The sequence below is a fragment of the Dermacoccus sp. Tok2021 genome, assembly GCF_019895135.1.
Lineage (GTDB): Bacteria > Actinomycetota > Actinomycetes > Actinomycetales > Dermatophilaceae > Dermacoccus > Dermacoccus abyssi.
On sequence record NZ_JAGTHU010000001.1, the window covers coordinates 341012 to 366644 of the forward strand.

General features: G+C 67.8%; 24 protein-coding genes and 1 riboswitch. Of the genes, 11 read left to right on the forward strand and 13 right to left on the reverse strand.

Going from position 1 to position 25633, the window contains the following annotated elements; genetic code table 11:
- Positions 1 to 42 precede the first annotated feature (42 nt).
- Both K9D12_RS01620 and K9D12_RS01625 read right to left on the reverse strand, forming a co-directional pair.
- Positions 43 to 1899 (reverse strand): ABC transporter ATP-binding protein, encoded by a 1857-nt coding sequence (locus K9D12_RS01620; RefSeq protein ID WP_047312894.1) that lies wholly within the window; start codon positions 1897 to 1899, stop codon positions 43 to 45.
- Positions 1900 to 1950: 51 nt separating this feature from the next.
- Entirely contained in the window at positions 1951 to 3549 is a 1599-nt protein-coding gene (locus K9D12_RS01625; protein WP_223059273.1) for an ABC-F family ATP-binding cassette domain-containing protein, read from the reverse strand.
- Between the two features lie 164 nt (positions 3550 to 3713).
- Here K9D12_RS01625 and K9D12_RS01630 point away from each other — a divergent pair, with 164 nt between their 5' ends.
- Together K9D12_RS01630 and K9D12_RS01635 are read left to right on the forward strand one after the other, a co-directional pair.
- Entirely contained in the window at positions 3714 to 4682 is a 969-nt protein-coding gene (locus K9D12_RS01630) for a neutral zinc metallopeptidase (RefSeq protein ID WP_223059274.1), read from the forward strand.
- 113 nt (positions 4683 to 4795) lie between these two features.
- Positions 4796 to 4983: riboswitch (cyclic di-AMP (ydaO/yuaA leader) on the forward strand.
- Between the two features lie 4 nt (positions 4984 to 4987).
- On the forward strand, positions 4988 to 5461 hold the full coding sequence (locus tag K9D12_RS01635) for a C40 family peptidase (RefSeq protein WP_052947149.1): 474 nt from the start codon (positions 4988 to 4990) through the stop codon (positions 5459 to 5461).
- 229 nt (positions 5462 to 5690) lie between these two features.
- Here K9D12_RS01635 and K9D12_RS01640 read toward each other — a convergent pair whose 3' ends face one another.
- Genes K9D12_RS01640 through K9D12_RS01675 form a run of 8 tightly spaced genes read right to left on the reverse strand, consistent with a single transcriptional unit; the run spans position 5691 to position 12378 of the window.
- Complete coding sequence (locus tag K9D12_RS01640) at positions 5691 to 6086, reverse strand: metal-sulfur cluster assembly factor (protein WP_225910765.1); 396 nt, start codon at positions 6084 to 6086, stop codon at positions 5691 to 5693.
- On the reverse strand, positions 6083 to 6565 hold the full coding sequence (gene sufU, locus K9D12_RS01645) for a Fe-S cluster assembly sulfur transfer protein SufU (RefSeq protein ID WP_187034979.1): 483 nt from the start codon (positions 6563 to 6565) through the stop codon (positions 6083 to 6085). The genes K9D12_RS01640 and sufU overlap by 4 nt, the downstream gene beginning before the upstream one ends.
- A 1-nt stretch (position 6566) precedes the next feature.
- Positions 6567 to 7862 (reverse strand): cysteine desulfurase, encoded by a 1296-nt coding sequence (locus tag K9D12_RS01650; RefSeq protein ID WP_047312789.1) that lies wholly within the window; start codon positions 7860 to 7862, stop codon positions 6567 to 6569.
- 2 nt (positions 7863 to 7864) lie between these two features.
- Positions 7865 to 8635: a Fe-S cluster assembly ATPase SufC gene (gene sufC, locus K9D12_RS01655; RefSeq protein ID WP_047312788.1), complete on the reverse strand. Its 771-nt coding sequence runs from the start codon at positions 8633 to 8635 to the stop codon at positions 7865 to 7867.
- A gap of 38 nt (positions 8636 to 8673) precedes the next feature.
- Positions 8674 to 9003 carry a non-heme iron oxygenase ferredoxin subunit gene (locus tag K9D12_RS01660; protein ID WP_187034974.1) on the reverse strand — a complete coding sequence of 110 codons (330 nt, stop codon included), beginning with the start codon at positions 9001 to 9003 and terminating at the stop codon, positions 8674 to 8676.
- Complete coding sequence (gene sufD, locus K9D12_RS01665) at positions 9000 to 10220, reverse strand: Fe-S cluster assembly protein SufD (RefSeq protein ID WP_223059275.1); 1221 nt, start codon at positions 10218 to 10220, stop codon at positions 9000 to 9002. Before sufD ends, K9D12_RS01660 begins: the two co-directional genes overlap by 4 nt.
- Entirely contained in the window at positions 10220 to 11638 is a 1419-nt protein-coding gene (gene sufB, locus K9D12_RS01670; RefSeq protein WP_047312785.1) for a Fe-S cluster assembly protein SufB, read from the reverse strand. The genes sufD and sufB overlap by 1 nt, the downstream gene beginning before the upstream one ends.
- Entirely contained in the window at positions 11635 to 12378 is a 744-nt protein-coding gene (locus tag K9D12_RS01675; protein ID WP_223059276.1) for a metalloregulator ArsR/SmtB family transcription factor, read from the reverse strand. The genes sufB and K9D12_RS01675 overlap by 4 nt, the downstream gene beginning before the upstream one ends.
- Before the next feature lie 184 nt (positions 12379 to 12562).
- Here K9D12_RS01675 and K9D12_RS01680 point away from each other — a divergent pair, with 184 nt between their 5' ends.
- Together K9D12_RS01680 and K9D12_RS01685 are read left to right on the forward strand one after the other, a co-directional pair.
- On the forward strand, positions 12563 to 13291 hold the full coding sequence (locus K9D12_RS01680; protein WP_052947147.1) for an ABC transporter ATP-binding protein: 729 nt from the start codon (positions 12563 to 12565) through the stop codon (positions 13289 to 13291).
- Positions 13288 to 14058, forward strand: a complete 771-nt coding sequence (locus tag K9D12_RS01685; RefSeq protein ID WP_231579614.1) for an ABC transporter permease — start codon at positions 13288 to 13290, stop codon at positions 14056 to 14058. The genes K9D12_RS01680 and K9D12_RS01685 overlap by 4 nt, the downstream gene beginning before the upstream one ends.
- Before the next feature lie 98 nt (positions 14059 to 14156).
- Here K9D12_RS01685 and K9D12_RS01690 read toward each other — a convergent pair whose 3' ends face one another.
- Positions 14157 to 14972 (reverse strand): FAD-dependent monooxygenase, encoded by an 816-nt coding sequence (locus tag K9D12_RS01690; RefSeq protein ID WP_052947146.1) that lies wholly within the window; start codon positions 14970 to 14972, stop codon positions 14157 to 14159.
- A gap of 11 nt (positions 14973 to 14983) precedes the next feature.
- Entirely contained in the window at positions 14984 to 15304 is a 321-nt protein-coding gene (locus K9D12_RS01695; RefSeq protein WP_223059277.1) for a hypothetical protein, read from the reverse strand.
- Between the two features lie 60 nt (positions 15305 to 15364).
- Here K9D12_RS01695 and K9D12_RS01700 point away from each other — a divergent pair, with 60 nt between their 5' ends.
- Positions 15365 to 16309, forward strand: a complete 945-nt coding sequence (locus K9D12_RS01700) for a heme A synthase (protein ID WP_197079023.1) — start codon at positions 15365 to 15367, stop codon at positions 16307 to 16309.
- Between the two features lie 84 nt (positions 16310 to 16393).
- Here K9D12_RS01700 and K9D12_RS01705 read toward each other — a convergent pair whose 3' ends face one another.
- Entirely contained in the window at positions 16394 to 17368 is a 975-nt protein-coding gene (locus K9D12_RS01705; RefSeq protein ID WP_047312784.1) for a heme o synthase, read from the reverse strand.
- Between the two features lie 123 nt (positions 17369 to 17491).
- Between K9D12_RS01705 and tkt the strand changes: the two genes are divergently transcribed.
- The 6 genes from tkt to pgl are packed head-to-tail and all read left to right on the forward strand — an operon-like array spanning position 17492 to position 25609.
- Entirely contained in the window at positions 17492 to 19642 is a 2151-nt protein-coding gene (gene tkt, locus K9D12_RS01710) for a transketolase (RefSeq protein ID WP_223059278.1), read from the forward strand.
- An 8-nt stretch (positions 19643 to 19650) separates the two neighbouring features.
- Entirely contained in the window at positions 19651 to 20772 is a 1122-nt protein-coding gene (tal, locus tag K9D12_RS01715) for a transaldolase (RefSeq protein ID WP_047312782.1), read from the forward strand.
- The gene (locus K9D12_RS01720; RefSeq protein ID WP_370633433.1) at positions 20769 to 22400 is read left to right on the forward strand and encodes a glucose-6-phosphate isomerase; all 1632 of its coding nucleotides are present in this window, start codon (positions 20769 to 20771) and stop codon (positions 22398 to 22400) included. Before tal ends, K9D12_RS01720 begins: the two co-directional genes overlap by 4 nt.
- Positions 22397 to 23944 carry a glucose-6-phosphate dehydrogenase gene (gene zwf, locus K9D12_RS01725; RefSeq protein WP_223059279.1) on the forward strand — a complete coding sequence of 516 codons (1548 nt, stop codon included), beginning with the start codon at positions 22397 to 22399 and terminating at the stop codon, positions 23942 to 23944. The genes K9D12_RS01720 and zwf overlap by 4 nt, the downstream gene beginning before the upstream one ends.
- Positions 23941 to 24873, forward strand: coding sequence for a glucose-6-phosphate dehydrogenase assembly protein OpcA (locus K9D12_RS01730; protein ID WP_223059280.1), 933 nt, complete (start codon positions 23941 to 23943; stop codon positions 24871 to 24873). The genes zwf and K9D12_RS01730 overlap by 4 nt, the downstream gene beginning before the upstream one ends.
- Positions 24866 to 25609 (forward strand): 6-phosphogluconolactonase, encoded by a 744-nt coding sequence (gene pgl / locus K9D12_RS01735; RefSeq protein ID WP_223059281.1) that lies wholly within the window; start codon positions 24866 to 24868, stop codon positions 25607 to 25609. Before K9D12_RS01730 ends, pgl begins: the two co-directional genes overlap by 8 nt.
- The last annotated feature ends 24 nt before the right edge of the window (positions 25610 to 25633 follow it).

Here is a 25633-nt window from a genome sequence, read left to right on the forward strand (position 1 = left end):
AACGCGTACGCGGCAAGATGCCCGGGCGTCGGCGACCGGCGTTCAGTCGTCGCTGAACTGCGTGGCGTGCAGGTCGGCGTACAGGCCGCCCGCGGCGAGCAGTTCGGCGTGCGTTCCCTGCTGCACGATGCGCCCGCCGTCGAGCACGACGATGCTGTCGGCGCGGCGAATGGTGGAGAGGCGGTGGGCGATGACGAGCGCCGTGCGCCCCACGAGCGCGTTCGCCAGCGCCGCCTGCACCGCGCGCTCGGACTCGCTGTCGAGGTGGGCCGTCGCCTCGTCGAGCACGACCACGTCGGGGGCCTTGAGCAGCAGCCGGGCGATGGCGAACCGCTGCTTCTCTCCCCCGGACAGCCGGTGTCCGCGATCGCCGACGACGGTGTCGAGACCGTGCGGCAGACGTTCGACGAGGGCCCAGACGTGCGCCGCGCGAAGGGCTTGCTCGAGATCGCGGTCGGTGGCGTCGGGGCGTGCGTACAGGAGGTTGGCCCGCACGGTGTCGTGGAACATGTGCGCTTCCTGAGTCACGACGCCGATGCGCTGGGCGACCGACTCGAGGCTCACCCCGGTGAGGTCGAGGTCCCCGACCAGGACGCGCCCCTTCGTCGGGTCGTACAGCCGGGGTACGAGCGAGGTGAGCGTCGTCTTTCCGGCACCGCTGCGACCCACGAGCGCCACGACGCTGCCCGGTGCGACGTCGAGGTCGATGTCGCGCAGCACGAGCTCACCGGCGTCGCGATCACCGCTCGAGGTCGTCTCGAGCGATGCGAGCGACACGTCATCGGCGCTGGGGTAACCGAACGAGACACCGTCGAAGCGGACGCCGAGCGGGCCCGGCCCGAGGGCGACCGCGTCATCCGCCTCACGGACGAGCGGAGGCAGGTCGAGCACCTCGAAGATCCGCTCGAAGGAGACCATGGCCGCCATGACGTCGACGCGCACGTTCGACAGAGCGGTGAGCGGGCCGTACAGCCGTCCGAGCAGGGCGGCCATGGCGAGCAGCGTGCCGACCGTCATGGTGCCGTCCACAGCGAGCAGACCGCCGACGCCGTAGACGAGTGCGGTGGCGAGCGACGCCATGAGCGTGAGGGCGACGAGGAACATGCTGCGCTGCGTCGCGATGGACACGCCGATGTCGCGCACGCGGGCGGCGCGGGCGTCGTACTGCGCCGATTCGTCGCTGCGCCGGCCGAAGAGCTTGACGAGCAGGGCGCCGGCGACGTTGAAGCGCTCCGTCATCCGTGCGCCCAGTTCGGCGTTGAGAGTCATCTGTTCGCGGGTCAGACCGGCGAGACGACGGCCCAACAGGCGCGTCGGGAGGAGGAACAGCGGCACGAGCACGAGCGCCGCCACCGTGAGCTGCCACGACAGGGACGTCATGGCGACGAGGAGCACGGCGAGGCTGACGACGTTGCTCACGACCGTCGACAGCGTCGTCGTGAACGCCTGCTGAGCGCCCACGACGTCACTGTTGATGCGCGTGACGAGCGCACCCGTCTGGGCGCGCGTGAAGAAGGCGATGGGCTGGGCGAGCACGTGCCGGAAGACGTCGGCGCGCAGGTCGAAGATGAGTCCTTCGCCCAGGCGCGCGGACAACCATCGCTGCACGACGGTCACTCCCGCGCCGAGGACTGCGACGGCCGCCACGGCGAGCGAGAGGGTGACGACGACCTGCCGATCGCGCGGCACGACACCGTCGTCGACGATGTGCTTGAGCAGCAGTGGCGTCGCGACGATCATCACCGCGTCGACGACGACGAGAACGAGGAAGACCGCGATGGTCGAGGTGTATCGCGTGGCGTATCCGCCGACGCGACGCACCGTGCCCGGAGCCAGGCGCTGGTCCTTGACCGTGGCGTCCTTCGACATCGAGCGCATCATCTGCCAGCCCGGGCCCATCATCGACACGGCGCGGCTCCTGACCTCAGCATGCGAACGGTCTCACGTCGATCAGGCGAGGGAGACGAGGTCGGCGTAGTCCGGACCCCACAGGTCCTCGACACCGTCCGGCAGGAGCAGGATGCGTTCGGGGTTGAGGGCCTCCACGGCGCCGTCGTCGTGGCTGACGAGCACGACGGCACCCTCGTAGTTGTTGAGCGCCCCGAGGATCTCCTCGCGGCTGGCCGGGTCGAGGTTGTTCGTCGGTTCGTCGAGCAGCAGCACGTTGGCGCTCGAGACGACGAGCAGCGCCAGCGAGAGTCGCGTCTTCTCGCCACCGGAGAGAACGCCGGCGGGCTTGTCGACGTCGTCACCGGAGAAGAGGAACGAGCCGAGCACCTTGCGGACCTCGGTCTCCCCGAGCTCGGGCGCTGCTGACTTCATGTTCTCCAGGACGCTGCGGTCGACGTCGAGGTTCTCGTGCTCCTGGGCGTAGTAACCGATCTTGAGTCCGTGGCCAGGCAGGATGCGGCCCGTGTCCGGTGCATCGACGCCCGCGAGCATCCTCAGGAGCGTCGTCTTACCGGCACCGTTGAGTCCGAGGACGACGACCTTCGAGCCACGGTCGATGGCGAGGTCGACATCGGTGAAGATCTCGAGCGAACCGTAGGAGCGCGAGAGTCCCTCCGCCATGAGCGGCGTCTTGCCGCACGGCGCAGGCTTCGGGAAGCGCAGCTTGGCGACCTTGTCCTGCACGCGTTCGCCCTCGATGCCGGCGAGCATCTTCTCGGCGCGCCGCGCCATGTTCTGGGCCGCCACGGCCTTCGTCGCCTTCGCCCGCATCTTGTCGGCCTGGGCCAGCAGGACGCCGGCCTTCTTCTCGGCGTTGAGTCGCTCGCGCTTGCGACGCTTCTCGTCGAGTTCGCGGGCCTGGAGGTATGCCTTCCACCCGACGTTGTACTGGTCGATCTCGGCCCGGTTGGCGTCGAGGTGGAACACCTTCGTCACGACGGCGTCGAGCAGGTCGACGTCGTGACTGATGACGATGAGCCCACCTCGGTAGCTCTTGAGGTAATCGCGCAGCCAGATGATGGAATCGGCATCGAGGTGGTTGGTCGGTTCGTCGAGAAGCAGGGTCTGAGCGCCCGAGAAGAGGATGCGTGCCAATTCGATCCGGCGGCGCTGACCACCGGACAGCGTGCGCAGGGGCTGCTCGAGGATGCGCTGTTCGAGCCCGAGGCTCGAGGCGATCGACGACGCCTCCGACTCGGCGGCGTACCCGCCCTGGGCGTCGAACTCGGCATCGAGACGGCTGTAGCGACGCATCGCCCGTTCGCGGACGTCGTCGTTCTCACTGGCCATGGATGCTTCGGCCTTGCGCAGGTCGGCGACGATGGCGTCGAGGCCGCGCGCGGACAGGATACGGTCGCGCGCGAGGACATCGAGGTCACCGGTGCGGGGATCCTGCGGCAGGTATCCCACTGCCCCGGAGCTGACCACCTTGCCGGCAGCGGGCAGACCCTCACCGGCGAGCACCTTCGTCAGGGTGGTCTTACCGGCACCGTTGCGCCCGACGAGTCCGACACGGTCACCGGCGGCCACCCGGAACGTGGCGCTCTCGAGCAGGATGCGCGAGCCGGCGCGCAGTTCGATGCCTTCGGCGGTGATCACAGGGCAGGGCTCCTCGAAAGAACGGTGAAGGGGTGTACGGCTCCGACACGCCGGACGGGAGCGCTCTGCTCGCGTGACATACGGCGAGGCGCGTGAAGCCCCAGTAGTCTACGAGAGATGAATCGGGGTGGACGACGCCGTCCGCCTTCACAACGGAGGTTCTCTTGACGTTCAACGACAACGCGCAGCTGGACACGTCGCAGGTCGAATCCGGTGGTTCCGGAGGCTTCGGCGGTGGCCGCGGCGGGATGGGCGGAGGTACGGCCGTCGGCGGTATCGGCGGTCTCATCCTCATGCTCATCTTTGCGTTCTTCGGCATCGACATCACCGGCAGCGGTGGCGGGAGCAGCTACCCCGGCGGCGCGAGCGGCCTCAACCAGTACAGCCAGGACACGCAGGACGTCTCCGGCTCGAACGACCGGGTCTCCCAGCAGATCCAGGCCTGCAAGACGGGTGCTGACGCCAACGAGGACGACACCTGCCGCGTGATCGGAACGGTCAATGCCGTTCAGGCCTACTGGGACCAGGCGCTCCCGGACTTCACCGGCGGTCGCACCGAGTACGAGTACGCGCCCACCAAGCTCTACAGCGGCCAGACGTCCTCCGGTTGCGGCACCGCGAGCTCGCAGATGGGGCCGTTCTACTGCCCGAACGACCGGAAGGTCTACATCGACACGAGCTTCTTCCAGGAGCTGTCGAGCACCTACGGCGCCGACGGCGGCAACCTCGCTCAGATGTACGTCGTCGCGCACGAGTACGGCCACCACATCCAGGACCTTCTCGGCGCCCTGGGTCGCGCCCAGCAGGACCCGAAGGGGCCCGAGTCCGGATCGGTCCGCCTCGAGCTGCAGGCCGACTGCTACGCCGGCATCTGGGTCAACCACGCCACCGAGGCCAAGGACAAGAACGGCAACACCCTCCTCAAGACCGTGACCGAGTCCGACATCAAGTCGGCGCTGTCCGCCGCATCCGCGGTCGGTGACGACCGCATCCAGCAGAAGGCCCAGGGCCGGGTGACGCCGGAGTCGTGGACGCACGGTTCGTCGCAGCAGCGTCAGAAGTGGTTCCTCACCGGTTTCCAGAGCGGTGAACTCAACTCCTGCGACACGTTCAACGCACAGGATCTGGGCTGAAAAACGCCGGAAAACCGCGAAGATGTGGTTCTCCTGACAAGTTGATGAACGCTCGATTTGTGTCGCTCGTGATCAGTCTGTAATCTTGCAGGGTCGCACCGAAACGGTGCGGCCCTGCTTCGTCGCTGAGTCCCGTCACGAAGGTCAGGTAAAACTTCGCATCACGCGGAGCGACGGGAACGGTGCACCCAGCATCCGGGCCACTTCGGTGGTTCTTGGGGTAAAGCTCACTTCGGTGGGCCGAGAATCTAGGATCTCGAACCCGACAGGTCATGCCTCGTAAGCGCTCCTGGAAATGAATCGACATGAAGAACATGTCCCGCCGCTCCTTCATGGCCAACACCTCCAAGGTTGCCGTCGGCACGGCTCTGGCCTCCTCCGCTCTCGGCGCCGTCTCGGTTGCCAGCGCCTCGAACGCCAGCGCCGTCACGGCCGCGTCCGCGCGCCGCGCCGTGGCCAAGGCCTCGAGCCGTCGTGGTGCGCCCTACGTGTACGGCGCTTCCGGCCCGTGGCGCTTCGACTGCTCGGGTCTGACGAGCTGGTCCTACCGCCAGGTCGGCCGCTACCTGCCGCGTACGGCCAACCAGCAGTACCGCTCCTCCTACCGCGTTTCCCGCGCGTACGCCCGTCCGGGCGACCTGGCGTTCCTCACCTCTGGTGGTTACGCCTACCACACGGGTATCTACGCCGGTAACGGCATGGTGTGGCACGCTATGCGTCCGGGTACGCGCGTGTCGCTCTCGCGCGCCGGTGCCAGCTACCGCTTCGGTCGCGTCTGATCCGCGAGCCTCTGCGACGTTTCGAAACGGCCCCTCGTCCTCCGGGACGAGGGGCCGTTTCGCGTCTCTCCACTGTGGGCAATCGACCGGCTTCCACACGGGTTGCGTTTTCTCGCGGACGTCACGCGAGATAACGACACGACGAAGGCCCTCACCACAGTGGTGAGTGCCTTCGTCGTCAGGGTCGACGCGACTCAGGAGGACCGGAGCCGCTTTCGCCCACCTCTTGTCAGACGTTGAAGCCGAGCGCGCGAAGTTGCTCGCGGCCGTCGTCGGTGATCTTGTCCGGGCCCCACGGCGGCATCCACACCCAGTTGAGCGTGTGGCCCGTGACGACATCAAGCAGGGACGTGGCGACCTGCTCCTCGATGACGTCCGTGAGCGGGCAGGCCGCAGACGTCAGCGTCATGTCGATGACGGCGTGCTTGCTCTCGTCGACGGTGATGCCGTAGACGAGGCCGAGGTCGACGACGTTGATGCCGAGCTCGGGGTCGACGACGTCACGCAGGGCCTCCTTGACCTCCTCGACCTCGACGCCGGAGTCGCTGACTCCCTGCGCCTGGGCGCGCTCGGGCGCCTCGGCCTCGTTGGCGGTCACGTCGGCGGTGATCTCGTTGTCGGTCATGCCTTGGTCTCCTCCGTGGTGGATGCGGCGCCCCCGGTCAGGTCGAGACCGAGTTTGCCGAGCGAGTCCTGCAGTGCGGACCACGACAGCAGGGCGCACTTGACGCGCGCGGGGTACTTCGAGACTCCGGCGAGGGCGATGGCGTCGCCGATGACTTCCTCGTCACCGGCAGACTGGCCCTTGCTCGTGAGCATCGTGCGGGTGGCACCGAAGACCTCCTGGGCTTCACGCAGCGTGAGCCCGATGAGGTTCTCGGCAAGCATTGACGCCGACGCCACGGAGATCGAGCAACCGATCGAGTCGTAGCTGACGTCCTTGATGACGGCGTCGTCGCCCTCGCCTTCGACGTCGACACGCAGGGTGATCTCGTCACCGCAGGAGGTGTTGACGTGGTGGCTCTCGGCGCCGAACGGCTCGCGCAGGCCCGCGTGCTGCGGGCGCTTGGAGTGCTCGAGAATGAGCTCCTGGTACAGATCCATCTCAGACCTCCAGACCGAAGATGTTCGGCACCCGGTCGAGCGCCGTGAGGAACGCCTCGACGTCGTCGGCCGTGGAGTAGACGTTGAAACTGACACGGCTGCTCGCCACGGCGCGAAGACGTCGGTGCAACGGCCACGCGCAGTGGTGACCGGTACGAATGGCAACACCGGCGTCGTCGAGAATCTGCCCGACGTCGTGCGGGTGCACCCCGTCGACGACGAACGCGACCGCACCGAGCCGGGCACCTGCGTCCTGGGGGCCGAGCACGCTGACCCAGGGACGCTCGGCGAGGCCGTCGAGCGTGAGTTGGATCAGATCCTGCTCGTGACGCAGCACGTTGTCCATGCCGAGCGCCTCGAGGTAGTCGCACGCGGCGGCGAGACCGACGGCCTGGGCGGCGTTCGGCGTGCCCGCCTCGAAGCGCTGGGGCGGGGGCGCGAACGTCGTGCCTTCGAGCTTCACGATCTCGATCATCGATCCGCCGGTGAGGAACGGAGGCATCGCCTCGAGGAGTTCGTGTTTGCCCCACAGCACACCGATGCCGGTGGGACCGAGCATCTTGTGGCCGGAGAAGGCGAGGAAGTCGACATCGAGCTGTGCCACGTCGACGGGCATGTGCGGCACCGACTGGCACGCGTCGAGAACGACGAGTGCCCCGGCCTCGCGAGCGATCGTTGCGAGGTCATTGACGGGGTTGATCGTGCCCAGCACGTTGGAGACGTGGGTGAAGGCGACGACCTTGGCCCGCTCGGTGATGACCTCACGCGCCGAATCGAGGTCGACGAAACCGTCGTCGGTGATCTCGATCCAACGGAACGTGGCGCCGGTACGACGTGCGAGTTCCTGCCACGGCACGAGGTTAGCGTGGTGCTCCATCGCCGTGACGACGATCTCGTCACCGGGGCCCAGCGCGAACTTCGAGGCGATCGCCTCATCGACGCCGTCCATCGCGCCGGGCGCGCCGGCATTGCTGAAGGCGTACGCAACGAGGTTGAGAGCCTCGGTGGCGTTCTTGGTGAACACGATGTCGTCGGCTCGCCCACCGATGAAACGGGCGATGGTCTCGCGCGCGCCTTCGTAGGCGTCGGTGGCTTCCTCGGAGAGCTGGTGGGCTCCTCGGTGCACCGCAGCGTTCACGGTGCGGTAGAAGTCGCCCTCGGCGGTGATGACCGACTCGGGGCTCTGCGACGTCGCACCGGAGTCGAGGTAGACCAGCGGCTTGTCGTCGCGGACGCGGCGCGCGAGCAGCGGGAAGTCCTCCCGCACGCGCGCCGCGTCGAAGGATGCGTGAGCCATGATCAGGCCTTCGCCTCCGCAGCGGCGTTGACGTAGCGGTCGTAGCCCTCGGCCTCGAGGCGGTCGGCCAGCTCGGGGCCACCCTCCTCTGCCACCTTGCCGTTGACGAACACGTGGACGTGGTCGGGCTTGATGTAGCGCAGGATGCGCGTGTAGTGCGTGATGAGCAGGACGCCGCAGTTCGTCTCGTCCTTGGCGCGGTTGACGCCCTCGGAGACGATGCGCAGCGCGTCGACGTCGAGGCCGGAGTCGGTCTCGTCGAGGATCGCCATCTTCGGCTTGAGAAGCTCCATCTGCAGGATCTCGTGGCGCTTCTTCTCGCCGCCGGAGAAGCCCTCGTTGACGTTGCGCTCGGCGAAGGCCGGGTCCATCTTGAGGTTGCCCATGGCGCCCTTGACGTCCTTGACCCACGTACGCACCTTCGGTGCTTCGCCGTCGATGGCCGTCTTGGCCGTGCGCAGGAAGTTCGAGACGGTGACGCCCGGAACCTCGACGGGGTACTGCATGGCGAGGAAGAGGCCCGCACGGGCGCGCTCGTCGACCTCCATCGCGAGGACGTCCTCACCGTCCAGCGTGACGGTGCCCGACGTGACCGTGTACTTGGGGTGGCCGGCGATGGAGTAGGCCAGCGTCGACTTGCCGGAGCCGTTGGGGCCCATGATGGCGTGCGTCTCGCCCGAGTTGATCGTCAGGTTGACGCCCTTGAGGATCTCCTTCGTGCCGTTCTCCGTCTCGACGGTCACGTGAAGATCGCGGATTTCCAGCGTTGACATGCTTGTTCGTCCTTCTGTCAGGAAAGTTTCGGGGGTGCTCAGGCGGGGATGCCGACGAGGATGTCGTCGCCCTCGAGCTTGGTCGGATAGACGTTGACCGGCTGCGTGGCCGGCAGGCTCATCGGCTCGCCGGTGGCGTAGGCGAACTTCGAGCCGTGCAGCCAGCACTCGATGCCGTCGTCCTCCACCTCGCCCTCGGAGAGGGAGACTGCGGCGTGCGAGCACGTGTCGTCGAGCGCGTGAACGTCACCGGCGGAGTCGCGCGCGATGCAGATCTGCAGGTCGTCGATGTCGACCTTGACCGCACCCGGCGTACCGATGTCGCTCAGCTGCGCCAGCTTGACCCACTCGATGTTCGCGTCGCTCATGCCTCGGCTCCTGCGCTCTCCACGAGCTCGGCCGTGGCGGCGAGCTCCCCGTCGATGGCCTCCAGGAGGGGCTCGACGACCTCGGCGACACCGATCTTGTTCACGATGTCGGCGAAGAAGCCGCGCACGACGAGACGACGTGCCTCGTCCTCGGGGATGCCACGAGCCTGCAGGTAGAACAGCTGCTCGTCGTCGAAGCGGCCGGTCGAGGAGGCGTGACCCGCACCCTCGATCTCGCCGGTCTCGATCTCGAGGTTCGGCACGGAGTCGGCACGGGCGCCGTCGGTGAGCACGAGGTTGCGGTTGAGCTCGTAGGTCTCGATGCCCTCGGCCTCGGCGCGGATGAGCACGTCGCCCACCCAGACGGTGCGGGCCGTCTCACCCTGCAGGGCACCCTTGTAGGTGACGAGGGAGGTGCAGTTCGGCGTGTTGTGGTCGATGAACGAGCGGTGCTCGAGGTGCTGACCGGAGTCGGCGAAGTACACGCCGAGGAGCGTCGCCTCTCCCCCGGGCCCGGCGTAGCGGACGTTCGAGTTCATGCGCACGATGTCGCCGCCGAGCGTCACCGCGATGTGGCGGTAGCGCGCGTCACGGCCGACGAGTGCGTCGTGCTCGGCGAGGTGGAGAGCGTCGTCCTCCCAGCGCTGCACGGTGACGACCGTGAGGTCGGCGCCGTCGCCGGTGACGATCTCGACGTTGGCCGTGACCTGGGCCGAGCCGGTGTGCTCGAGGATGACGAGCGCCTTGCTGTGCTGCTTGGCCTCGATGACGAGGTGAGCGTTGGCCCGCTTGTCGCCACCCTTGCCGTCGACCACGATGCGCACCGGTGTGGCGAGCTCGGCCTCGGCCGGGATGACGACGTGGTCGGCGTTCGGCGTCAGGGACGACGCGAGAACCGAACCACGGTCGCTCGGCACGAGCACGGTGCCGCGCGGAGCCTCACCCTCGGCGAGCGTGCCGGACTCGAAGCCCTCGCCCGTCACGGTGACCGTGACGGCCTCGGGGTCGGTCTGCTTCTCGGCGAACAGCGGCGAGAGGCGGTCGACGGGCGTGAAACGCCACTCCTCCTCGCGGCCGCTCGGGACACCGAAGGCACCCAGGTCGAAGGACTTGCGGCGCTCGGCGCGCGACTGGTCCGGGATCGTGGCCCCGTGGCTGTGGTCACCCGAGAGAGTGGCCTTGTCTGCCTTGCCCATTTCTGGCGTGACGGCGGTCATCAGCCGACGGCTCCTTCCATCTGGAGTTCGATGAGGCGGTTGAGTTCGAGTGCGTACTCCATCGGCAGCTCACGCGCGATGGGCTCGACGAAGCCACGCACGATCATCGCCATGGCCTCCTCTTCGCTCAGGCCGCGGCTGCGCAGGTAGAACAGTTGGTCCTCGGAGACCTTGGAGACGGTGGCCTCGTGACCCATCTGCACGTCGTCCTCGCGGACGTCGACGTAGGGGTAGGTGTCCGAACGCGAGATCTGGTCGACGAGCAGGGCGTCACAGACGACGGAGCTCTTCGAGTGCTCGGCGCCCTCGAGCACCTGCACGAGACCGCGGTAGGAGGTACGGCCGCCGCCACGGGCCACGGACTTCGACACGATGGTCGAGCTCGTGTTCGGCGCCGCGTGGACCATCTTGGCGCCCGCGTCCTGGTGCTGGCCCTCGCCCGCGAACGCGATCGACAGCGTCTCGCCCTTGGCGTGCTCGCCCATGAGGAAGACGGCCGGGTACTTCATCGTCACCTTGGAGCCGATGTTGCCGTCGATCCACTCCATCGTGGCGCCCTCTTCGCAGGTGGCGCGCTTCGTCACGAGGTTGTAGACGTTGTTCGACCAGTTCTGGATCGTCGTGTAGCGAACGCGGGCGTTCTTCTTGACGACGATCTCGACGACGGCCGAGTGCAGGGAGTCGGTCTTGTAGATGGGGGCGGTGCAGCCCTCGACGTAGTGAACGTAGCTGCCCTCGTCGGCGATGATCAGCGTGCGCTCGAACTGGCCCATGTTCTCCGTGTTGATACGGAAGTAGGCCTGCAGCGGGATGTCGACGTGGACGCCCGGCGGCACGTAGATGAAGGAGCCACCCGACCACACGGCCGTGTTGAGCGCGGCGAACTTGTTGTCGCCGGCGGGGATGACGGAGCCGAAGTACTCCTTGAACAGGTCCTCGTGCTCACGCAGACCGGAGTCGGTGTCGACGAAGATGACACCCTTCTCCTCCAGGTCCTCGCGGATCTGGTGGTAGACGACCTCCGACTCGTACTGCGCGGCGACACCAGCGATGAGGCGCTGCTTCTCGGCCTCCGGGATGCCGAGCTTGTCGTAGGTGGCCTTGATGTCCTCGGGAAGCTCGTCCCACGTGGTGGCCTGCTTCTCCGTGGACTTCACGAAGTACTTGATGTTCTGGAAGTCGATGCCCGTGAGGTCGCTGCCCCAGTTCGGCATGGGCTTCTTCTCGAAGAGGTTGAGCGACTTCAGTCGAAGCTTCTTCATCCACTCCGGCTCGTTCTTGCGGTCCGAGATGTCGGTGACGACATCCGGCGACAGGCCGCGCTTGGCGGATGCGCCGGCGGTGTCGGAGTCCGCCCATCCGTACTCGTAGCGGCCGAGGTCGGCGAGACCTGGGTTGAGCTCCTCGATCGTGCTCATCGCTGCTCCTCCTCATGTGGGGCGGCATTGTTTCGGTCGGTGGTGATGGTGGGGATGAACGTGGTGCACACGTGGTCGCCGTGCGCGAGCGACGCGAGCCGCTGGACGTGGACGCCGAGAACCTCGGAGAACACCTCGGCTTCCGCTTCGCAGAACTGGGGGTGGTTGGCCGCCACATGCTGTACCGGGCAGTGACCCTGGCACAACTGGACGCCCGCGAGCGGCGTGCCCTGCGCCACCGGGCGTGTCGACGCTGCGAAGCCCTGGCTGCTCAACGCGCCTGCCAGGGCGCGGGCGCGGGCGTTCGGGTCGTCACCGGCGGCGTCCACGAGGGGCTTGACCAAGTGGGCGATCTCACGGGCGCGCTCACGAGCGACAGCCTCGACGGCCTCGTCTCCCCCGACGCGCACGAGGTGCCCGAGAACCTGGTTGGCGAGCGTGTCGTACCCGGCCGTCATGGCGGCGTGGCCGGCGTCCGTGAGGACGTAGGCGCGTGCCGGGCGGCCGCGGCGCTTGGCTCCCGACGACGGGGCCTCCCGCTCGGCGATGAGACCGTCCGCGACGAGTGCGTCGAGGTGACGGCGCATGGCGGCCGGAGTGAGGCCCATGCGCTCGCCGAGTTCGGCGGCGGTGACAGGGCCGTGTTCGGAAACGGCGAGCCGGACGCGTTCGCGCGTCGGCACACTCTGGGGTGCAGCAGGACTCGCAGCGGCTCCTGGGTTCACAGGCTCCGGCGTCATCGCCTCGCACCTCCTTCGATCGCTTCGTCGACGTGCCACGTCGACTCTCCATCGAAATTAACAACACCCATGTTGCGTAAATCGATTCCCTCGCGAAACTGAGGTTTACCTCACTTCGACCGCCGGGAGACGCCGTGTGGCCCCCGAGTACGCTGTTTCGGTGCCTCATCCCCCGTCGCCCGCAATGAAACGACCCGAACCGGCCGAACACGCCGTTGTCGTCGACGGTGTGTCGCACGCTTACGGCGGTGTGGAGGCATTGCGCGACCTGTCGTGGCACGCGCCGGCCGCAGCCATCACGGCGCTTCTCGGGCGCAACGGCGCGGGCAAGACGAGCGTCGTCGAGATGGCCGAGGGACTTCGCCGACCGGACTCCGGCTCCATCCGCGTGTTGGGAGCCGAGCCGTGGAACGCGGACGCCGCCCACCGTGCGCGTGTGGGCGTCATGCTGCAGGACGGCGGCCTGCCAATGGGGACGAAGCCCCTCGCGCTCCTTCGCCATCTCGCGTCGTTCTACGCCGAGCCCCGTGACATTGACGAACTCGCCGGTGCGCTCGACATCCCCACGTTCAACCGCACCTCCGTGCGGCGCCTCTCGGGCGGTCAGCGCCAGCGCGTGGCTCTCGCGGCCGCCATGATCGGACGACCCGAGGTGCTCTTCCTCGACGAACCGAGTGCCGGCCTCGATCCGCACGCTCGCCGCGACGTCTGGGATCTCGTCGAAGCCGAGCGGGAGCGCGGCGCGAGTGTTGTCGTCACGACCCACTCGTTCGAGGAGGCGGAGCGCCTCGCCGACCACGTCGTCGTCATGAACGAGGGCCGGTGCGTCGCGCAGGGTTCCCTCGCGGACGTCACGGACGGCCGTTCGCTCGAGGACGTCTACTTCGACCTCACCGGGAAGGGAACGCCGTGAACACTGCCGTGGAACGAAACGCGAATCCGGCCGCACCCGCCCCGGCTCGGGTTCGCGCACAGGCCCTCTTCGAGGGGCGCACGCTGCTCTCCCACGGCGAGCAGCTCATGGTCTCCGTCCTGCTTCCGGCGTTGGCGTTGCTCGGGCTGCACTTCAGCTCCACGCCGGACCTCGGGCCGGGACGACGCATCGACCTCGCCGTTCCGGGCGTGCTGGCCCTCGCGGTGGTCTCGACGGCATTCACCGGTCAGGCGATCGCGACGGGCTTCGATCGTCGTTACGGGGTGCTACGTCTGCTGGGGGTGACGCCCTTGGGCAGCCGCGGTCTCATGCTCGCCAAGGCTGCCGCTGTGGCCGGCGTGGTTCTCGTGCAGACCATCGTGCTCGGTGGCCTCGGCTTCGCCCTGGGCTGGCAGCCGCGCATCGACGGTGTTCTTCCGGCCGTCCTCTTGTTGGCTCTCGGGTGCTGGGTGTTCGTGGCCCTCGCCCTCACGGTGGCCGGTCGGATCCGCGCCGAGGGCGTTCTCGTCGTCGCCAACCTTCTGTGGGTGCTGTTCGCCGTCGGCGGCGGCCTGCTCATGCCCACCTCGCGCTACCCCGACGCCTGGGCAGCTGTCGTGAAGTACCTCCCGACGGGCGCGCTGGGTGACGGTCTGCGCGGCGCGTTGACCGGCCAGGGAAACACCGTGGTGCCGATGCTCGTCCTCGTGGTCTGGGGCGCCCTCCTGACGTTCGTGGCCGCGAAGGCCTTCCGCTGGAGCGACTGAACCTCACCGTGAGGGTGAGCCCTCTCGGGCCTGGACACGGGTCTGGCCCCCACCACAAGGGTGAGGCGCCCGACGCGTGTGGGTCGGCCCCCCGAGCCTCAGAGCTCGTCCAACTCGCCCTTCGCGTACTTCGTCTGCATCTCTTCGAACTCCCCCGACTCGGCGAACTCCTTGAGCTCGTCCTGCGTCTTGTTCGCGATGCTGCGCTCGGTCTTGTTGAGCTTGCGGTTGGCCATCACCACGTCGTTGGTGACGGGGCGTCGCTCGTCCTCGTAGGCCCGCAGCGCGGTGTCCACGGCCGCACCGTCCCTGAGGTCGACGCCGGTGAGGTGCTCGGCGATCGCCTGGCCGTCGAGAATGGCCTGTGAGCCCCCGTTCGCACCGATGCGGTGCATCGGGTGGCCGGCGTCGCCCATGAACGTCACGCCGCCTTCGCCCCACGAATGCAGCGGCTCACGATCCGTCATCGGGTAGCGCAACACGTCGGTCGACTCGGCGACGAGACCTTCGATGTCGAGCCAGTCGAATCCCCAGCCCCGGAACGTCGGGACGACGTCCTTCGGGTCGGTCGGCTCGTTCTTCGTGTCGTCGCCCGAGATCGTCCGGGAGTCAGCCTCGGGCACCATGGCCACCCAGTTGATGAGTTCCTCACCCTCGTTCTCCACGTCGCGGGAGATCGGGTAGGCGAGGAAACGCTTCTCCTCCTCGCCGTCGATGAGCGTCATGGTCGCGCCGTCGAGGAATGGCTCCCGCACTGCGGTGCCGCGGAACATGCGCGTGCCCTCCCAGTGGAAGGACGGGTCGGGGTGCAGTTGCTGACGCACTGATGTGTGGACACCGTCGGCGGCGAGGAGGACGCGCGCTGTGACCTTCTCCGCCTGTTCCGAGTCGCGGTCGGTCACTGTGACGTTCACGACACCGTCGCTCAGCTCGAACCATCGACGCGCTGACCGGTGCGCACCGCGTCGGATCCGAGGCGCTCCAGAACGGTGTCGAGCAGCATGTTCTGCAGTTCGCCGCGGTGCACAGCGATCTGCTGCTCTTCCGGCGATAAGGTGCGCTCGGCGAGCAGCGCTCCCTCGCGGGTGAGGTAGCGCGCCGACGACGTCGGAGGTGGTTTCGGGTGAAGTGGACACCTCGATCCTTTCCGTCGGGCACGTTCGGAAGGTACGGAAGACGCCCGGAGCTCCATAGCGTCGCTATTCGCGGCAACCGTTGAACGTTCGTTCACATACCCGGTGCGCATGTGACGCACTCGCGTCCGACCGGTGGCGGGGGCGTGACGGCGTCCGACTACCCTGGAGAGGTGACCACCTCCCCCGCTTTCGTCCCACCTCCGGCCGAGCCTCGCGAGGGTGTCCGAGCCGACAAGGCTCCGGTTCACCCGTGGCTGCGCCGTCTGTTCTGGCTCAACCTCGCGGTCGAGATCGGCATCGTCATCACGGGTGGTCTCGTCCGCCTCACAGGCTCCGGGTTGGGCTGCCCCACCTGGCCGCAGTGCGTGCCCGGCTCGTTCACGCCCGTCGAGCACCAGGAGCAGAGCTACCACAAGTACATCGAGTTCGGGAACCGCACGCTGACCGGTCTCGTCTCGGTGGTCGCACTCGCTCTCCTCATCGGCATCATCAAGTGGGCGCCTCAGCGCAAGGGGCTGCGCGTCCCTGTAGCGGGTGTGCTCGGTGGCATCGCCCTGCAAGCGATCGTCGGTGGCATCACGGTGCACATGGAGCTCAACCCCTTCATCGTGGCGCTGCACTTCCTCATCTCGATGCTGCTCGTCTCCGCTTCGGCCTGGCTCATCTGGCGCGGCCGCGAGGGCGACGGCGAGCGTCGCCTCCTCGTCGTGCGGCCCATCGAGGTCACCGCGTGGTTGACGACGGCCGTGGCCTTCGTCGTTCTCGTGCTGGGCACGATCGTCACGGGTTCGGGCCCGCACTCGGGTGACGCCGTCGCGCCGGCCCGCACTGGATTCGACCCGCGTTCGGTCTCCTGGCTGCACGCGGACGCCGTCATGCTCTTCGTCGGCCTCGTCATCGCCGTTCTCCTCGCGCAGAAGGTGACGAAGGCATCGCAGCAGTCCGTGAAGATGTGGACGGGCCTCCTCGTCGTCACGCTCGCGCAGGGCGCCATCGGATACGTCCAGTACTTCACCGGGCTGCCCTGGGTCATCGTGCTCGTCCACATGTTCGGCGCGGCACTGCTCGTCACCTACATGACGTGGGCGATGTGCTCTCTGCGCGAGCGCATCTGACGCTTGGCACACACAAACGCGAACGCCCGCCCTGCACGAAGCAGGGCGGGCGTTTCGTCGTTGTCCGCCGAAGCGGACAGCGACTCAGCCGGTCACCGCGAAGTACCACAGCGGGTCGAGGGCCACACCGATGAACAGCAGCGTGAGGTAGCTGATCGAGTAGTGGAACAGGCGCATTGGCTTGAGCACCGAGTACGGCGCACCCTCCTTGGCACGCTTGAGCAGCATGTGAGCCTCGAAGAGGAAGACGCCACCCGAGATGACGGCGATGGCCGTGTAGATCCAACCCATCGGTGCGATGGGGATGAGGGCGAACGACGTCAGGACGGTCACCCACGAGTAGGCGACGATCTGCTTGCCGACGGCGAGGTCCTCGGCGACGACCGGCAGCATCGGCACGCCGGCGTTGGCGTAGTCGTCCTTGAAGCGCATCGACAGCGGCCAGTAGTGCGGCGGCGTCCAGAAGAAGACGACGAGGAACAGGACGACGGCGGCCCAGGACAGCGAGTCCGTCACGGCGGCCCACCCGATGAAGACGGGCATGCAGCCGGCGACACCGCCCCAGACGATGTTCTGCGACGTGCGGCGCTTGAGCAGGACCGTGTAGAAGCCCACGTACAGGGCGATCGCCGCGAGAGACAGCAGCGAGCTGAGCCAATTGACGAGCAGACCGAGCCACAGCGTTGCGGCCACACCGAGCACGATGCCGAAGATCAAGGCGTTGCGCGGCGAGATGGCACCCGTCACGAGGGGGCGACCCTCGGTGCGGTGCATGAGCTTGTCGATGTCACGGTCGAGGTAGCAGTTGAGCACGTTCGCCGACGACGCCGAAAGCGTGCCACCGATCAAGGTGGCGATGATGAGCCACGCGTTCGGAATGCCGCGCTCCGCGAGAAACATGACCGGGAAGGTCGTGATGAGCAAAAGCTCGATGATGCGCGGCTTGGTGAGCGAGACGTAGTCACCGATGACCGTCTTGAGGGGACGCTTTCCACCCGCGGCGCCATCAGGGCGCGAGGTGTCGGTGTCTGGTTCGAGCGCTGTCACGACGTCCTTCACGAATGCTCTCGGGGGTGACGGGCAAGACCCCGTCTTGGGGCCAGTCTACTCAGCGTGACTGCGCCCCTCGAAGAGGACTAGTGTCGGGGTCGAGAACGAATCCGATGCGAAGGAGCATTCCCCGTGACGACGGAACAGCCCACCACCACGTGGCAGCGCGACGAGTCGCTCGCGTCCCCCAAGGCCGACAAGGTCGGTTGGTCCGACGTCGACCAGCGAGCGGTCGACACCGCGCGCCTGCTGGCAGCCGACGCCGTTCAGAAGGTCGGAAACGGCCACCCGGGTACGGCCATGAGCCTCGCGCCCGTCGCATACCTGCTCTACCAGAACGTCATGACCTATGACCCGTCCGACACCGAGTGGATGGGTCGTGACCGTTTCGTGCTCTCGTGCGGCCACTCCTCGCTGACGCAGTACACGCAGCTCTTCCTCTCGGGCTCCGGCCTCGAGCTCGACGACCTCAAGGCGCTTCGCACCTGGGGCTCGAAGACGCCGGGTCACCCGGAGGTCCACCACACCAAGGGTGTCGACATCACCACCGGCCCGCTCGGTTCCGGCCTGTCCTCCGCCGTCGGTATGGCCATGGCACAGCGTCGTCAGCGGGGCCTGTACGACCCGAAGGCGCCGGCTGGCGAGTCGCCCTTCGACCACCATGTCTACGTCATCGCCTCCGACGGCGACATCATGGAGGGCGTCGCCTCCGAGGCCAGTTCGCTTGCCGGCCACCAGGAGCTCGGCAACCTCACCCTCATCTACGACGAGAACTACATCTCGATCGAGGACGACACGAACGTCTCCTTCTCCGAGGACGTTGCGAAGCGCTACGAGGCCTACGGCTGGGACGTGCGCATCGTCGACTGGCGTGGCTCGGCCAAGAACGGCCCCTACACCGAGGACGTCGACGCCCTCTTCGAGGCGATCGAGGCCGGCAAGAAGGTGACGGACAAGCCGTCCATCGTCGTGCTGCGCACGATCATCGCCTACCCGGCTCCGACGAAGCAGAACTCCGGCAAGGCCCACGGTTCGGCCCTCGGTGACGAGGAGATCGCCGCCACGAAGAAGCTGCTCGGCTTCGACCCGGAACAGACCTTCCAGGTCGACGACGAGGTCATCGCGCACACTCGCAAGGCCGTCGAGCGTGGCCAGAGGGCGCACGCCGCCTGGCAGGAGAAGTTCGACGCGTGGAAGTCGGCCAACGCCGACGCCGCAGCGCTGCTCGAGCGCGTCGTCGCGAAGAAGCTTCCGGACAACCTCGCCGAGTCCCTGCCGGTGTTCGACGCCGACGAGAAGGGCATCGCCACCCGCGCTGCCTCTGGCAAGGTGCTCAATGCCCTCGCCGATGTCGTGCCCGAGCTGTGGGGCGGAAGCGCCGACCTCGCCGGATCGAACAACACGACGATGGACAACCAGCCGTCGTTCATCCCCTCGGACCGCTCGACGGACACGTGGACGGGTAACCCCTACGGCCGCACGCTGCACTTCGGCATCCGTGAGAACGCCATGGGCATGATCCTCAACGGCATCGAGCTCGAGGGCCTCACGCGCGCCTACGGCGGCACGTTCCTCGTGTTCTCCGACTACATGCGCCCCGCGGTGCGTCTCGCAGCCATCCAGCAGCTCCCGTCGATCTTCGTGTGGACGCACGACTCCGTCGGTGTCGGCGAGGACGGCCCGACGCACCAGCCGATCGAGCACCTCACCGCGCTGCGCGCCATCCCGAACCTCGCCGTCGTCCGTCCGGGCGACGCGAACGAGACGGCGCAGGCGTGGAAGAAGATTCTCGAGACCACCGACCGCCCGATCGGCCTCATCCTGAGCCGTCAGGAGATGCCGACGCTGGACCGCTCCGAGTACGCCTCGGCCGACGGCGTAGCCAAGGGCGGTTACGTCCTCGCCGACTCCGAGGGCGAGCCCAAGGTCATCCTCGTGGCCACCGGCTCCGAGCTCGGCCTCGCCGTCGCGGCCCGGAAGGAACTCGAGGCCAAGGGCGTTGCCACCCGTGTGGTCTCGATGCCGTGCCGTGAGTGGTTCGACGAGCAGGACGACGCCTACAAGGAGAGCGTCCTGCCGAAGAACGTCACGGCCCGCGTCGCCGTCGAGGCGGGGCACCCGATGAGCTGGTACGACATCGTCGGCACGCACGGTCGTGTCGTCGGTATCGACCACTACGGTGCCTCGGCCGACGCCAAGACCCTCTTCAAGGAGTTCGGCTTCACGCCCGAGAAGGTTGTCGAAGCCGCTGAAGCCTCCATCGCAGCAGTCGAAGGAAAGTGAGTACTTCCATGACTCGGAACACGAACACCCAGGCCCTCTCCGACGTCGGCGTCTCGATCTGGCTCGACGACCTCAACCGTCCGATGGTCACCGGTGACGAGCTCAAGACGCTCGTCGAGACGAAGAACGTCGTCGGTGTGACCTCGAACCCGACCATCTTCGCCTCGGCGCTGTCGAACGGCTCGGCCTACAACGAGCAGGTCGCCGAGCTCGCCGCGTCCGGCAAGGGTGTCGACGAGGCCGTCTTCACCATCACCACCGAGGACGTCATCTCCGCGTGCGACATCCTGCGCCCGGTGTACGACGCCACGAACGGCGAGGACGGCCGCGTCTCGATCGAGGTCGACCCGCGCATGGCGCGCGACACCGACGGCACGATCAAGATGGCCAAGCAGCTGTGGGAGACGATCGACCGCCCCAACTGCATGATCAAGATCCCGGCCACGGTCGAGGGCCTGCCCGCGATCAGCGCCACGCTCGCCGAGGGCATCAGCGTCAACGTCACGCTGATCTTCTCGCTCGACCGCTACCGCGGCGTCATGAACGCCTTCCTCACGGGCCTCGAGCAGGCCCGCGAGAACGGCAAGGACCTGTCGACCATCCGTTCGGTCGCCTCGTTCTTCGTCAGCCGCGTCGACACCGAGTTCGACAAGCGCCTCGACGCCATCGGCTCCGACGCCGCGAAGGAGCTCAAGAGCAAGGCGGGCATCGCGAACGCCCGCCTCGCCTACCAGGCGTTCGAAGAGGTCTTCGGCACGCCGCGTTGGCAGACCCTCGCGGACGACGGCGCCCACGTGCAGCGTCCGCTCTGGGCCTCCACGGGCGTCAAGGACCCGAACCTGTCTGACACGCTGTACGTCGTCGAGCTCGCTGCGCCGAACACGGTCAACACCATGCCGCCGAAGACGCTCGACGCGCTCGCCGACCACGGCGAGATCGCGGGTGACCGCGTGAGCGGCTCCTACGGCGAGGCCAAGGCCACGATGGATGCCCTCGAGCAGGTCGGCGTCTCGTACGCCGACGTCGTCGAGCAGCTCGAGACCGAGGGGCTCGAGAAGTTCGAGGCCTCCTGGGAAGAGCTCCTCGGCTCCGTCCGCTCCGAGCTGGAGAAGGCGGGCGACAACAAGTGACCTCCTCCGGTGTCAGCCTCGGCACCGTGGGTGCCGGGACGGCAGCGATCGACGCTGCCGTCCCGGCGCTCGTCGCCGAGAAGTTCGCAAGCCGTCTCTTCGACCAGGACCCGACGTTGTGGGGCACCGCGGCCGAGTCCGAATCCGCCAAGCGCCTGTCCTGGGTGACGCTGGCGCGTTCGTCGCGGCCGCTCGTCGGCGAGGTCTCCGCGCTGCGTGAGAAGTTCGCCGAGGCCGGCCTCAACCGTGTCGTCCTGTGCGGCATGGGCGGCTCGTCCCTGGCTCCCGAGGTCATCTGCGCGACGGCGGGCGTTCCGCTCGTCGTGCTCGACTCCTCGCAGCCCGACATGGTGCGCGACGCCCTCGCCGAGGACCTCGAGCACACGGTCGTCGTCGTCTCCTCCAAGTCAGGTTCGACCGTGGAGACCGACAGCCAGCGCCGCGCCTACGAGAAGGCGTTCGAGGACGCCGGTATCGACCCACGTGAGCGCATCGTCATCGTCACCGACCCGGGTTCCCCGCTCGACAAGAGTTCGCGCGAGGGCGGCTTCACCGTCGTCAACGCCGACCCCAACGTCGGCGGACGCTACTCGGCGCTCACGGCGTTCGGTCTCGTGCCGTCCGGCCTGGCCGGCGCCGATATCGAGGCGCTCCTCGACGAGGCCGAGTCGGTCACGGACCTGCTGGCTGCGGACGACGAGGCCAACCCCGGCCTGCGTCTCGGCGCGGTGCTCGGTGGCACGCAGCCGCTGCGCGACAAGATCCTGCTCGCCGATGCCGGTACGCAGATCAAGGGCTTCGGCGACTGGGCCGAGCAGCTCATCGCCGAGTCCACCGGTAAGGACGGCAAGGGTCTGCTCCCGGTCGTCGTCGGTGACTCCGAGCCCGACGAACTCGCCGCTGACGAGAACCTCGTCCTCCTCACGGCCGAGGACGACGAGCGTGCCCCCGAGGGTGAAGCCGTCTCGTCGGTCTCCGGTTCGCTCGGGGCTCAGATGCTCCTGTGGGAGGTCGCGACCGCCGTCGCCGGCCGCCTCATCGGCATCAACCCGTTCGACCAGCCGGATGTCGAGTCGGCGAAGTCGGCCGCTCGTGACCTGCTCGACAAGGGCATGGACGCCGGTGCGGCTCCGGCCTTCACCGACGGCGCCGTCGAGGTCCGTGCCGAGGGGCCCGACTTCCTCGGTGACGCCTCGACGCTCGACGACGCTCTGAGGGCCCTCGTCGACCAGCTCGGTCCGCAGGGTTACCTGGCGGTCATGGCCTACCTCGACCGGTTGCGCGATGCGTCGCTCGCCGACGTCCGTGCTCCGCTGGAGCGCACGCTCGATCGTCCGGTCACCTTCGGCTGGGGGCCCCGTTTCCTCCACTCGACCGGCCAGTACCACAAGGGTGGGCCCGCGATCGGGGTCTACCTGCAGATCACGACCGAGGCGAAGGAAGATCTGGCCGTGCCGGGTCGCGACTTCACCTTCGGCCAGTTCTGCGCGGCTCAGGCCGGCGGTGACGCCGCCGTCCTCGCCGACCACGACCGTCCGGTCCTGCGCCTGCACCTGCGTGAGCACGATGCCGGCTTGGCCCAGGTCACGTCGGCCCTCAACAAGCTTGCAGGAGGCGACGCTCGGTGACGCCACCGGTCGACATCACCAAGGACCACAACCCCCTGCGTTCGCCCCTGGACAAGCGTCTTCCGCGCATCGCCGGACCGTGCAGCGTCGTGCTGTTCGGCGTCACCGGTGACCTCGCGCGCAAGAAGCTCATGCCGGCGATCTACGACCTGTTCCACCGCGGTCTGCTGCCGCCCGGCTTCTCGCTCGTCGGGTTCGCCCGACGCGACTGGGAGGACCAGGACTTCATGCAGATCGTCAAGGACGCCGTGCGCGAGCGTGCTCGCACCGGGTTCGACGAGAAGGTCTGGACCAACCTCGCCGACGGCATCCGGTTCGTGCCCGGCACCTTCGATGACCCCAAGGCCTTCGAGCTTCTCGCGACGACGCTCAAGGAGCTCGAGCAGACGCGCGGCACCGAGGGCAACGCGGCGTTCTACCTGTCGATCCCACCGGGTTCGTTCGCCCAGGTGTGCGAGCAGCTGGAAGCCGCCGGCCTGACCGAGCCGAAGGGTGACGCCTGGCGTCGCGTCGTCATCGAGAAGCCGTTCGGGCACGACCTCGAGAGCGCACGCGAACTCAACGACATCGTCGAGGGCGTCTTCCCGGCCGACTCGATCTTCCGCATCGATCACTACCTCGGCAAGGAGACGGTGCAGAACATCCTGGCGTTCCGTTTCGCCAACGAGATGTTCGAGCCGATCTGGAACGCCAACCACGTCGACCACGTGCAGATCACCATGGCCGAGGACATCGGCATCGGTGGTCGCGCGGGGTACTACGACGGCATCGGCGCAGCACGCGACGTCATCCAGAACCACCTCCTGCAGCTTCTCGCCCTCACGGCGATGGAGCAGCCGCTCTCCTTCGACGCGAAGGATCTGCGGGCGGAGAAGGAGAAGGTGCTCGCCGCGGTGAAGCTGCCGGGCGACCTCGCCGCGGCGACGGCTCGTGGACAGTACGCCGAGGGTTGGCAGGGCGCGGAGAAGGTGCCCGGCTTCCTCGCCGAGGAGGGCATCGACCCGCAGTCGCAGACGGAGACGTACGCGGCCGTGAAGCTCGGTATCAACACCCGTCGCTGGGCCGGGGTGCCGTTCTACCTGCGTACGGGCAAGCGTCTCGGCAAGCGCGTCACGGAGATCGCCGTGGTGTTCAAGAACGCTGCGACGCCCTTCGACGCCAACCAGACCGAGGAGCTCGGCCGCAACGCCGTCGTCATCCGTGTTCAGCCGGACGAGGGCGTCACGATGCGCTTCGGCTCCAAGGTGCCGGGTTCGAACTCCTTCGAGGTGCGCGACGTGACGATGGACTTCGGTTACGGGTCGGCCTTCACCGATTCGAGCCCTGAGGCCTACGAACGTCTCATCCTCGATGTGCTTCTCGGCGATCCGCCGCTCTTCCCCCGGCACGAGGAGGTCGAGCTGTCCTGGCGCATCCTCGACCCGATCGAGCAGTTCTGGGCCGAGCAGGAGTGCCAGCCCGAGCAGTACGAGTCGGGCACGTGGGGTCCGCGTACCTCGGACGACATGATGGCCCGCGACGGACGAGTCTGGAGAATGCCGTGATCGTCGACCTGGAGAAGACCTCGAGCGCCGACATCTCGAAGAAGCTCGTGCAGCTTCGCAACGAGGTCGGTTCGATGACGTTGGGGCGCGTGATGACTCTCGTTGTCGTCAGCTCTCGTGAGCACGTGGACGAGTCGCTGCGGGTGGCCTCGGAGGCCACGCGTCTGCACCCGAGCCGCATCATCGCCGTCGTCGACGAACCCGATGCCGGCGACGACGACCTCAACGCCCAGATCCGCCTCGGCGGGGATGCGGGCGCGAGCGAGATCATCGTTCTCGGGCTGCGTGGTGAGTTGGCCGAGCACGGTGCGGCGGCGATCACTCCGCTGCTCCTGCCGGACTCCCCCGTGGTCGCGTGGTGGCCGATGCAGGCCGACGAGAACATCGGCGAGACGCAGATCGGCCGGATGGCGCAGCGTCGGATCACGGACGTCTCCCTGTCCGACGACCCGCGCGGCGAGATCCTGCGCCGGGCGATGTACTACACGGCCGGTGACACCGACATGGCGTGGGCACGCACGACGCGCTGGCGCGGGCTGCTCGCCGGCGCGCTCGATCTGCCGCCGTACGAGCCGGTGCAGCGCATCGTCGTCAAGGGCGCGTCCGACTCCGCGTCCACCGACCTCCTCGGTGGCTGGCTGTCGGTCGAGCTGGGGTGCCCGGTGCAGCGCGAGCTGACCGAACCCGGGCGCGGCCTCGTGGCCGTCGAGCTCCACCGCGAGAGCGGCGTCATCTCGCTGATCCGGGACGGCGAGCAGGCGATCCTTCGTCAGCCCGATCAGCCCGATCGTCAGATGGCGCTCCCCCGCCCCGACGCAGTCGCGTCGTTGGCGGAGGAACTGCGTCGTCTCGACAAGGACGAGATCTACCGGGACGCACTCGTGCGAGGTCTGCCCAAGATCGTCGCGGACGACGAACACGATGAGTGACGTCGAGCGTCGGGTACGCCCCGACAAGGCGACACTCGCCGACGCCGTCGCCGAGCGCTTCCTGGCCGCCGTCACCGAGGCGGTCGAGGAGCGCGGTGTGGCGCACGTCGTCCTCACCGGCGGGTCGATGGGCACGGCGTTCCTCGAAGCGCTCGGACGCTCGCCGAACGAGGTGCCGTGGGCCTCGCTCCACCTGTGGTGGGGTGACGAGCGATTCCTGCCCGAGGGCGACGGCGAGCGGAACGTCACACAGGCGCGCGATGCCCTTCTCGACGACCTCACCGTGGCCCCTGCCGGGATCCACGTCATGGCGGCCTCCGACGGGGCAGCCGCCGGGGACGTTGCCGCGGGTGCCTCTGCCTATGCCGCCGAACTCAGCGAAGCGTTCGGTGACGCTCTCGTTCAGGGCGAGGTTCCCGCGTTCGACGTCGTCATGCTCGGCATGGGGCCCGACACGCACGTCGCGTCGTTGTTCCCCGGTCACGAGCAGACGCGCGCCGACGCCGTGAGCGTCGCCGCGGTGACGAACTCCCCCAAGCCGCCGCCCGAGCGCATCACGATGACGTTCCCCACCTTGAACAGCGCCCGTGAGATCTGGCTCATGGTCGCCGGCGAGGACAAACGGGATGCCGTGCGTGCAGCGTCCGGCTCCGACGACCGGGTGGCTCATCCGGCTTGTGGAGTCCACGGGCAGGTCGCCACGGTGTGGTGGCTCGACGAGGCCGCCGCCGGCTGAGCGAACCCCGAAGCCCTTCCCTGG

What these genes read in the sequence shown, in the direction of transcription:
- K9D12_RS01620 (WP_047312894.1), bottom strand. Translation starts at nt 1,899, where the DNA reads ATGGGCCCGGGCTGGCAGATGATGCGCTCGATGTCGAAGGACGCCACG.
- K9D12_RS01635 (WP_052947149.1), top strand. Translation starts at nt 4,988, where the DNA reads ATGAAGAACATGTCCCGCCGCTCCTTCATGGCCAACACCTCCAAGGTT.
- K9D12_RS01640 (WP_225910765.1), bottom strand. Translation starts at nt 6,086, where the DNA reads ATGACCGACAACGAGATCACCGCCGACGTGACCGCCAACGAGGCCGAG.
- sufU (WP_187034979.1), bottom strand. Translation starts at nt 6,565, where the DNA reads ATGGATCTGTACCAGGAGCTCATTCTCGAGCACTCCAAGCGCCCGCAG.
- K9D12_RS01650 (WP_047312789.1), bottom strand. Translation starts at nt 7,862, where the DNA reads ATGGCTCACGCATCCTTCGACGCGGCGCGCGTGCGGGAGGACTTCCCG.
- sufC (WP_047312788.1), bottom strand. Translation starts at nt 8,635, where the DNA reads ATGTCAACGCTGGAAATCCGCGATCTTCACGTGACCGTCGAGACGGAG.
- K9D12_RS01660 (WP_187034974.1), bottom strand. Translation starts at nt 9,003, where the DNA reads ATGAGCGACGCGAACATCGAGTGGGTCAAGCTGGCGCAGCTGAGCGAC.
- sufD (WP_223059275.1), bottom strand. Translation starts at nt 10,220, where the DNA reads ATGACCGCCGTCACGCCAGAAATGGGCAAGGCAGACAAGGCCACTCTC.
- sufB (WP_047312785.1), bottom strand. Translation starts at nt 11,638, where the DNA reads ATGAGCACGATCGAGGAGCTCAACCCAGGTCTCGCCGACCTCGGCCGC.
- K9D12_RS01675 (WP_223059276.1), bottom strand. Translation starts at nt 12,378, where the DNA reads ATGACGCCGGAGCCTGTGAACCCAGGAGCCGCTGCGAGTCCTGCTGCA.
- K9D12_RS01680 (WP_052947147.1), top strand. Translation starts at nt 12,563, where the DNA reads ATGAAACGACCCGAACCGGCCGAACACGCCGTTGTCGTCGACGGTGTG.
- K9D12_RS01695 (WP_223059277.1), bottom strand. Translation starts at nt 15,304, where the DNA reads ATGCGCACCGGGTATGTGAACGAACGTTCAACGGTTGCCGCGAATAGC.
- tal (WP_047312782.1), top strand. Translation starts at nt 19,651, where the DNA reads ATGACTCGGAACACGAACACCCAGGCCCTCTCCGACGTCGGCGTCTCG.
- pgl (WP_223059281.1), top strand. Translation starts at nt 24,866, where the DNA reads ATGAGTGACGTCGAGCGTCGGGTACGCCCCGACAAGGCGACACTCGCC.